7 protein-coding genes and 1 pseudogene are annotated in these 7,573 nt (G+C 63.9%); 5 read left to right on the top strand and 3 right to left on the bottom strand.

Annotation, left to right across the window (positions count from 1 at the left end; genetic code table 11):
* The 5 genes and pseudogenes from K408_RS0134230 to K408_RS0134210 all read left to right on the top strand — a co-directional run.
* A pseudogene (locus tag K408_RS0134230) lies at positions 1-681 on the top strand (polysaccharide biosynthesis protein); the annotation flags it as partial.
* Positions 682-746: 65 nt separating this feature from the next.
* The gene (gmd, locus tag K408_RS0134225; RefSeq protein WP_024343069.1) at positions 747-1,832 is read left to right on the top strand and encodes a GDP-mannose 4,6-dehydratase; all 1,086 of its coding nucleotides are present in this window, start codon (positions 747-749) and stop codon (positions 1,830-1,832) included.
* The gene (gene fcl / locus K408_RS0134220; protein ID WP_024343068.1) at positions 1,813-2,784 is read left to right on the top strand and encodes a GDP-L-fucose synthase; all 972 of its coding nucleotides are present in this window, start codon (positions 1,813-1,815) and stop codon (positions 2,782-2,784) included. The genes gmd and fcl overlap by 20 nt, the downstream gene beginning before the upstream one ends.
* Positions 2,785-2,806: 22 nt before the next feature.
* Entirely contained in the window at positions 2,807-4,015 is a 1,209-nt protein-coding gene (locus tag K408_RS0134215; protein ID WP_024343067.1) for a glycosyltransferase family 4 protein, read from the top strand.
* 148 nt (positions 4,016-4,163) lie between these two features.
* The gene (locus K408_RS0134210; RefSeq protein WP_024343066.1) at positions 4,164-5,477 is read left to right on the top strand and encodes an aminotransferase class III-fold pyridoxal phosphate-dependent enzyme; all 1,314 of its coding nucleotides are present in this window, start codon (positions 4,164-4,166) and stop codon (positions 5,475-5,477) included.
* Here K408_RS0134210 and K408_RS43170 read toward each other — a convergent pair whose 3' ends face one another.
* Genes K408_RS43170 through hisH form a run of 3 tightly spaced genes read right to left on the bottom strand, consistent with a single transcriptional unit; the run spans position 5,478 to position 7,573 of the window.
* Positions 5,478-6,143, bottom strand: coding sequence for an LbetaH domain-containing protein (locus tag K408_RS43170; protein ID WP_024343065.1), 666 nt, complete (start codon positions 6,141-6,143; stop codon positions 5,478-5,480).
* 4 nt (positions 6,144-6,147) lie between these two features.
* Positions 6,148-6,924, bottom strand: coding sequence for an imidazole glycerol phosphate synthase cyclase subunit (locus tag K408_RS0134200; protein ID WP_024343064.1), 777 nt, complete (start codon positions 6,922-6,924; stop codon positions 6,148-6,150).
* Between the two features lie 10 nt (positions 6,925-6,934).
* Positions 6,935-7,573 carry an imidazole glycerol phosphate synthase subunit HisH gene (gene hisH / locus K408_RS0134195; RefSeq protein WP_024343063.1) on the bottom strand — a complete coding sequence of 213 codons (639 nt, stop codon included), beginning with the start codon at positions 7,571-7,573 and terminating at the stop codon, positions 6,935-6,937.

Below are 7,573 nucleotides of genomic sequence, written 5' to 3'. Positions count from 1 at the left end.
GCCGAGGCGATGGTGATGATCTCGACCGACAAGGCGATCGAGCCGGTGTCGATGCTCGGCCTGACCAAGCGCTTTGCAGAGATGTACTGTCAGGCGCTGGATCACGACCTCGCAGCCGGGGTGCGCGGGGCCAAGCCGCCGATGCGGTTGATCTCGGTCCGGTTCGGCAACGTGCTGGCCTCGAACGGCTCGGTGGTGCCGAAGTTCAAGGCCCAGATCGAGGCCGGCGGACCGGTGACCGTGACCCATCCCGACATGGTCCGCTACTTCATGACCATCCGCGAGGCCTGCGATCTCGTCATCACCGCGGCCACGCATGCGCTCGGAACACAGCGTCCTGACGTCTCGGTCTACGTCCTCAACATGGGACAGCCGGTGAAGATCGTCGATCTCGCCGAGCGCATGATCCGTCTGTCCGGACTGCAACCCGGCTACGACATCGAGATCGTGTTCACCGGCATGCGGCCGGGCGAACGGCTGCACGAGATCCTGTTCGCCTCGGAAGAGCCGACCCGGGAAATCGGCGTTGCCGGAATCATGGCGGCGCAGCCGAACGAGCCGCCGATGCAGACGCTGCGCAAGTGGATCGCGGCACTGGAGCAGGCGATCGCGCGCGACGATCGCGCCACCATCAGGACCATCCTGAAGGACGCGGTGCCCGAGTTCGGGTCGACCGCGGCCTCACGTCCTACAAAATCGTTGAGCTCAATATGCAATCTTCATCAAACACAGGAACCACAACAGGGATGAATTCGAAGATCCGGCAAAGACGTGTTGCATTGCTCACTGGCGTTACCGGACAGGACGGCGCCTACCTCGCCGAATATCTGTTGTCGCTCGGCTACGTCGTGCATGGAATCAAGCGGCGTTCGTCCTCATTCAACACCGCGCGAGTCGACCACCTCTATCAGGACCCGCATGTCGGCGACGTGCCGTTCCTGATGCATTATGGCGACATGACAGACTCGACCAACCTAATCCGTCTAGTGCAGCAGATTAGGCCGACCGAGATCTACAATCTCGCCGCCCAGAGCCACGTCGGCGTCAGTTTTGAGAGCCCCGAATACACGGCGAATGCCGATGCGATCGGCGTACTGCGGCTGCTGGAGGCCATCCGCATTCTCGGCATGGAGAAGGAAACGCGATTCTACCAGGCCTCGACCTCTGAGTTGTACGGTCTCGTGCAGGAAGTCCCGCAGAAGGAGACGACGCCGTTCTACCCGCGCTCGCCCTATGGCGTCGCGAAACTCTACGGCTACTGGATCACCGTGAACTACCGCGAGGCCTATGGCATCTATGCCTCGAACGGCATCCTGTTCAATCACGAGAGCCCGATCCGCGGCGAGACGTTCGTCACCCGCAAGATCACCCGCGGCGTCGCCCGGATCGAGCTCGGGATCGAGGACACGCTCTATCTCGGCAATCTCGAGGCCAAGCGGGACTGGGGCCATGCCAAGGACTATGTCGAGGGCATGCACATGATCCTGCAGGCCGAGAAGCCGGATGATTTCGTGCTTGCGACCGGCGAAACCCGCTCGGTCCGTGAGATGGTCGAGCTGTCGTTTGCCGAAGTCGGCCGGCAGATCGAGTGGCGCGGCAAGGGCGTCGAGGAGACCGGCGTCGACCGCAAGAGCGGCAAGACGGTGGTTCGTATCGATCCGACCTATTTCCGTCCCACTGAGGTCGACCTTCTCATCGGCGACGCCAGCAAGGCCCACAAGGAGCTTGGCTGGAAGCCGAAGCGGACATTTGCCCAGCTCGTGCAGGAGATGATGGCGAGCGATCTGGCCGAGGCCAAGCGGGAGATCGCCCATGGCAAGCACTCCGTTTGAGCTGAAGGGCAAGACCGTCTATGTCGCCGGCCATCGCGGCATGGTCGGCAGTGCGCTCGTCCGCCGGCTTGCGCAGGAGGACGTCAAGCTCATCACGACGAGCCGCAGCGAGGTCGATCTCTGCAACCAGACCGCGGTGTTCGACTGGTTCGCCAGGACGCGGCCACAGGCGATCTTCCTGGCCGCCGCCAAGGTCGGCGGCATCGTCGCAAACAACACGCTGCGCGCCGAGTTCATCTACGAGAACATCGCGATCGCTTCGAACGTCATCCATGCCGCGCATCAGAATGGTGCGGAGAAGCTGATGTTCCTGGGCTCCTCCTGCATCTATCCGAAGCTTGCTGCCCAGCCGCTGCGCGAGGATTCGATGCTGACGGGGCCGCTGGAACAGACCAACGAGCCCTATGCGATCGCCAAGATCGCCGGCATCAAGATGGCGGAAGCCTATCGCAGCCAGTATGGCAGCGACTTCATCAGCGTCATGCCGACCAATCTCTACGGGCCCGGCGACAACTACCATCCCGAATATAGCCACGTCGTGGCCGCCCTGATCCGCCGCTTCCACGAGGCCAAGCTGTCGGGCGCCAGCAACGTCGTGGTCTGGGGCACCGGCACGCCGCGGCGCGAATTTCTCTATGTCGACGACATGGCTGACGCGTGCGTCCACCTGATGAAGACCTATTCGAGCCCCGACCTCGTCAATGTCGGCACCGGCGAGGACATCACCATCGCTGAATTCGCCCGCGTGGTCGCCGCCGCCGTCGGCTATCGCGGCGAAATCTCCTTCGACACGACGCGCCCCGACGGCACGCCGCGAAAGCTGCTCGACATCGGCCGCCTCGAAAGGCTCGGTTGGCGCGCGAAGACGTCGCTGGGAGACGGCATCCGCCGTGCCTATGCGGCGTATCTGGCGGAGAGCCAGGCCAAAGGGCTTTCACAGTCCCACGCCTGACCGGCGAGGATCGCGCTCACACATGGACACTCCGGCAAGACTAATCATCGCGGCCCAGTTCTATCCGCCCGACGCGACCACGACGGCGGTCTATGTCGGCAAGATCGCCGAGAGCCTCGCGAACGATCGGGAGGTCGTCGTGATCTCGGCAACGCCGGGCTCGCGCGCGGCCGGTCAACCCGGCAAGCCTGAAGTCGTCGAACTCAGGAGCTGGAATCCGCTCAAGTCTGCGATCGTCCAGCGCGCGGCGGCGATCTGCCTGCTGGCGGCGCAGATGTTCTTCTCGGTGCTGCGGCGGGCAAGGTCTGGAGACATCGTGTTCTGCGTCACGACGCCGTTCACACTGCCCTACACCGTGCTGCTCGCAGCCAGGCTGCGCGGTTCAAAGACCATGCTCCTGATCTACGACCTCTATCCCGAGGCGCTCGAGGCGGCAGGTATGGCCCGTCCCAACTCGCTTACGGTCCGGCTCATCCGTTTTGCAAATGGGCTGCTGTTCCGGCATCTTGATGCGATCGTCGTGATCGGGCGCGACGTGCCGCCACTGATCGAGAAATACCGCGGGGTCACAGCGGACCAGCTTCGCTTCATTCCGAACTGGGCGCTGATCCCGATCGGCTACCGCAAGGTCGATCCGGCCAGCCGCTTCCGCGCGCCGGATGCGTCGCGATTCATTGTCGGCCTCTCAGGCAATCTCGGCTTCACCCACGACCCCGCAACAGTCTTCGAGGCGGCTCGCCTGTTGCGGCACGAGAAAGACATTCACTTCGTCCTGTCCGGCTGGGGGGTCGGCTGGACCGCGCTCAACGACCTCTATTCCAAGGACCGGCTCGAGAACGTCACGGTCCTGAAACCCGTGCCCGAAGACGAACTCGTCGATTTCCTCTCGGCTGTCGATCTCTGGGTGATCCCCTATCGCCGGCATATCGCGGGCGTCTCGATCCCGAGCCGCCTCTACAACATCCTCGCCGTCGGCCGGCCATTGGTCGTCACTTCGGAAGCGAATTCCGAAGGCGCGCTCGTGCTCGGCGAAGAAGCGATCGGATGGGTCGTTCCACCGGAAAATCCCGCCGAGCTCGCGCGTGCCATTCGCGAGGCGGCGCGCGACCGGCAGGCCACGACGGACAAGGGCGTTCGTGCCGCTGGCATCGCCGGGAAATATCGCGAGGATGTCGCGCTCGCCCGCTATCGCGAGGTTGTCAGCGACGTCGATCAGGCGACACGCCGCTAGGCGGCAGACGCTGCCACGGCGAACGCCGCTTGAAGCATCGTGCGCCGATTTCAAGCATGCAGGCCCCGCTCCCCGGCACCTTGCCTGACGGGGAGGCATGCGGTATCCACCGCTTGCCTTCCGCGCAGGAGAATGCCAGGAGAATCCGATGTCGAGCACCGGTCAAACACTTTACCGACGCGCGCGCAAGGTCATGCCCGGCGGAACGCAATTGCTCTCAAAGCGGCCGGAAATGTTCCTGCCGGAGCAGTGGCCGACCTACTTCAAATCGGCCAAGGGTGCCGAGGTCACGGACCTCGACGGCAAGACCTATCTCGACATGAGCTATTGCGGCATTGGCGCCACCATTCTGGGCTTCGCCGATCCCGACGTCGACGCCGCCGTGAAGACCGCGATCGATATGGGCTCGATGTCGACCCTCAACTGCGCCGAGGACATCGAGCTCGCGGAACTGCTGGTCGAGCTGCACCCCTGGGCCGACATGGTGCGCTTTGGCCGCGCCGGCGGCGAAGCGATGGCGATCGCGGTGCGCATCGCGCGTGCCGCGACCGGCCGCGACATGGTGGCGTTCTGCGGCTATCACGGCTGGCACGACTGGTATCTCAGCGCCAATCTCGGCGAGACCACCGCGCTCGACGGCCATCTGCTGCCGGGCCTCGACACCAAAGGCGTGCCGCGTGGCCTCGCGGGCCTGATGCATCCGTTCCACTTCAACAAGCTCGACGAGATTGAGGCGATCGTCGCCGCCCATGGCCACCGGCTCGCCGCCATCGTGATGGAGCCGGTGCGCTCCAGCGAGCCCGAGCCGGCCTTCATCAAGGGCATCCGCGCGCTCGCCGACCGCTGCGGCGCCGCGCTGATCTTCGACGAGGTGACCTCCGGCTTTCGCATCAATTCCGGCGGCGCGCATCTCGCCTATGGCGTCGACCCTGACATGGCCGTGTTCGCCAAGGCGATCGCCAACGGTTTTCCGATGGCCGCAATCGTCGGCCGCGCCTCGGTGATGGACGCGGCACAAGAGACCTTCGTCAGCTCGACGGCCTGGACTGAGCGCGTCGGCCCGGTCGCGGCCCTTGCCACCCTGCGCAAGCATCGCGAACAGAACGTCGCACGGCACCTGATGCGGATCGGCATGCGCGTTCAGAAGGGCTGGACCGAGGCATCGCAGATCACCGGCATGCCGTTGCACGTCTCCGGCATCTCGCCGCTAGGCCATTTCGCCTTCGACCTGCCCGACGCGCAGGAGGTGCGCACCCTGTTCACGCAGATGATGCTGGACCGCGGCATTCTCGCCACCGGCTCGTTTTATGCGATGTATTCGCACAGCGACGCGCATGTCGACCGCTATCTGGAAACCGTCACCGACGTGTTCCGGGAGCTGCGCACCGCGGTGGACCAGAAGGCCGTCAAGCAATTGCTACGCGGCCCCGTCGCACATTCAGGGTTCAAGCGGCTGACCTGATCAGGCTTCAACGCCGAAAATATCGCGCAACACGTTGCGCGTGGTCTTCGACCGCGCCGCCTTCGGATAGATGCCGTGCAAGATACTGTCGGCGGCAAGCGTACCGCCGTCGACGACGATCGCGCCCGTCGACACGAAACTGTTGTCACCCACCGCGGTCTCGCCGATGATCCGGCTGCCGCCATACATCACGATGCCGCGGCCGAACGACGGGTAATCGTTGTCGAGGTTCGCCCCGACCGTGCAGTTATGATAGCAGATGAAATAGTCGGAATAGTGCGCGCGCCCGAGCACGGTGCCGACGGGATGCTGGACTGCGAAGACGTCTGGCAGCTCCACCTCGTAGAACGCATCAAGGGCGTGCAGCGCCTTGTTCAGCGCATAAGCCTTGTCGGCGATCGGGTGACCGGGCCGCTCGCGAAACGCCGAATTGGCGAGGTAGTACAGGAAGATCGCGTACTGGTCGGAATGCCAGTGCGAGAACCGAGCCTCGCCATTGGCGAAGAATCCCTTCAGCCTGACCCGCGAAAAGCAGTGGTCGACGCGGCCGAGCGCGAGATCGACGAATTTCGGGAGGTCGCCGAGGTCGGCGCCGTCGGGAAACAGGTTCTCGAACTGCTTGCGCACGTAGAGGGCGAGATCGTTACGGGCAAGCGAGAGCTGCACGGTGTTAGTTCCTGCTTGAGGAGCTGGCGCGCACGTCGAGGCCGCGCGAGAACAGGTGGCTGCGCAGCTTGATCGGGCTGTGGTCGGTGAACAGGAACATCGAGGAGATTGCCACCGCCGACGCCCCGGCCTCCAGCGCGTCGATCGCATGCTGCAGCGACCCGCAGCCACCGGACACGATCAGGGGCACGCTCAGGACGCTCGCCGCCTTGTGGATCAAGTCGAGGTCGTAGCCGCTCATGGTACCGTCGCGATCGATCGAACCGAGCAACACCTCGCCGCAATGCAGATCCTCGCAACGCTGCGCCCACTCGATCGGATCGAGCGCGACATGCTCGCGGCCGCCGTCGATGAACACGCTGGCATGGTTGGGGCCGATCTTCTTGTAGTCGATTGACACCGTCATGCACTGGTCGCCGAAGGTGCGCGCCGCCTCGCGCAGAAACTCCGGACGCCGCACGGCTTCCGAATTCACCGAAACCTTGTCGGCGCCGGCGCGCAGCAGCATGTTGACGTCGTCGAGCGTCTTGACGCCGCCGCCGACGGTGAAGGGCATGAAGATCTCTTCCGACATCCGCTCGATGATGTCGACGACGCGGCCGCGCGAGGCCGCGCTCGGGACGATGTCGAGCACGATCAGCTCGTCGACGCCGTAGTCGTTGTAGACCTTGGCCGTCGTAACCGGATTGCCGGCGGCGCGCTCGTTCTCGAAGAACCGGACGTACTTCACGAGCCTGCCGTCTCGCAGCAGGAATTTTGGGATCAGGCGCTTCTTCAGCATCGCGAGGACTTCAGGGATTCCAGCGCAGGAAATTGCTCATCAGCTCGATCCCGGTGTCCTGGCTCTTCTCGGGATGAAACTGGGTGGCGGCGATGTTGTCGCGTGCGATGATCGCGGTCACCGGCTGGCCGTATTGGGCGAAGCCGACAACGTCGCCGGCATCCTTGCAGCGCATGGCGAAGGAGTGCACGAAATAGAACGCGAGGTTGCTCTCGCGGATATTTGCGAGGATCGGATGGTCGCGTTCCTTCGCCACCATGTTCCAGCCCATATGCGGGATCTTCAGCGCGGGATCGTTCGGCATCAGCCGCAGCACGTCGGCATCGAACCAGCCGAGCCCGCGATGCGCCACGCCGTCGTCGGCATGCTCTTCCGACGTGTTGGCGAGCAATTGCATCCCAAGGCACACCGCCAGGAACGGCTTGCCCTTCTCTCGAACATGGCGCTCGAGCATCTCGTCGATGCCGCGCGCGCGAATGTTGCTCATGGCATCGCCGAACGCACCGACGCCGGGCAGGATGACGTGGGAGGCATCGGCGATGGCGTCGGCGTCGTGGGTCACGACCGGATCGAAGCCGCAATATTCGACGGCGTTCTTCACCGAGCGTACATTGTTGATGCCGTAATCGACAATCGCTACGCCTGACAT

It is taken from the genome of Bradyrhizobium sp. in8p8, assembly GCF_000426845.1.
In the GTDB taxonomy this organism is placed as follows: domain Bacteria; phylum Pseudomonadota; class Alphaproteobacteria; order Rhizobiales; family Xanthobacteraceae; genus Bradyrhizobium; species Bradyrhizobium japonicum_C.
The sequence above is the reverse complement of the archived record's forward strand: the minus strand, read 5'-3'. Positions and strand labels throughout refer to the sequence as shown.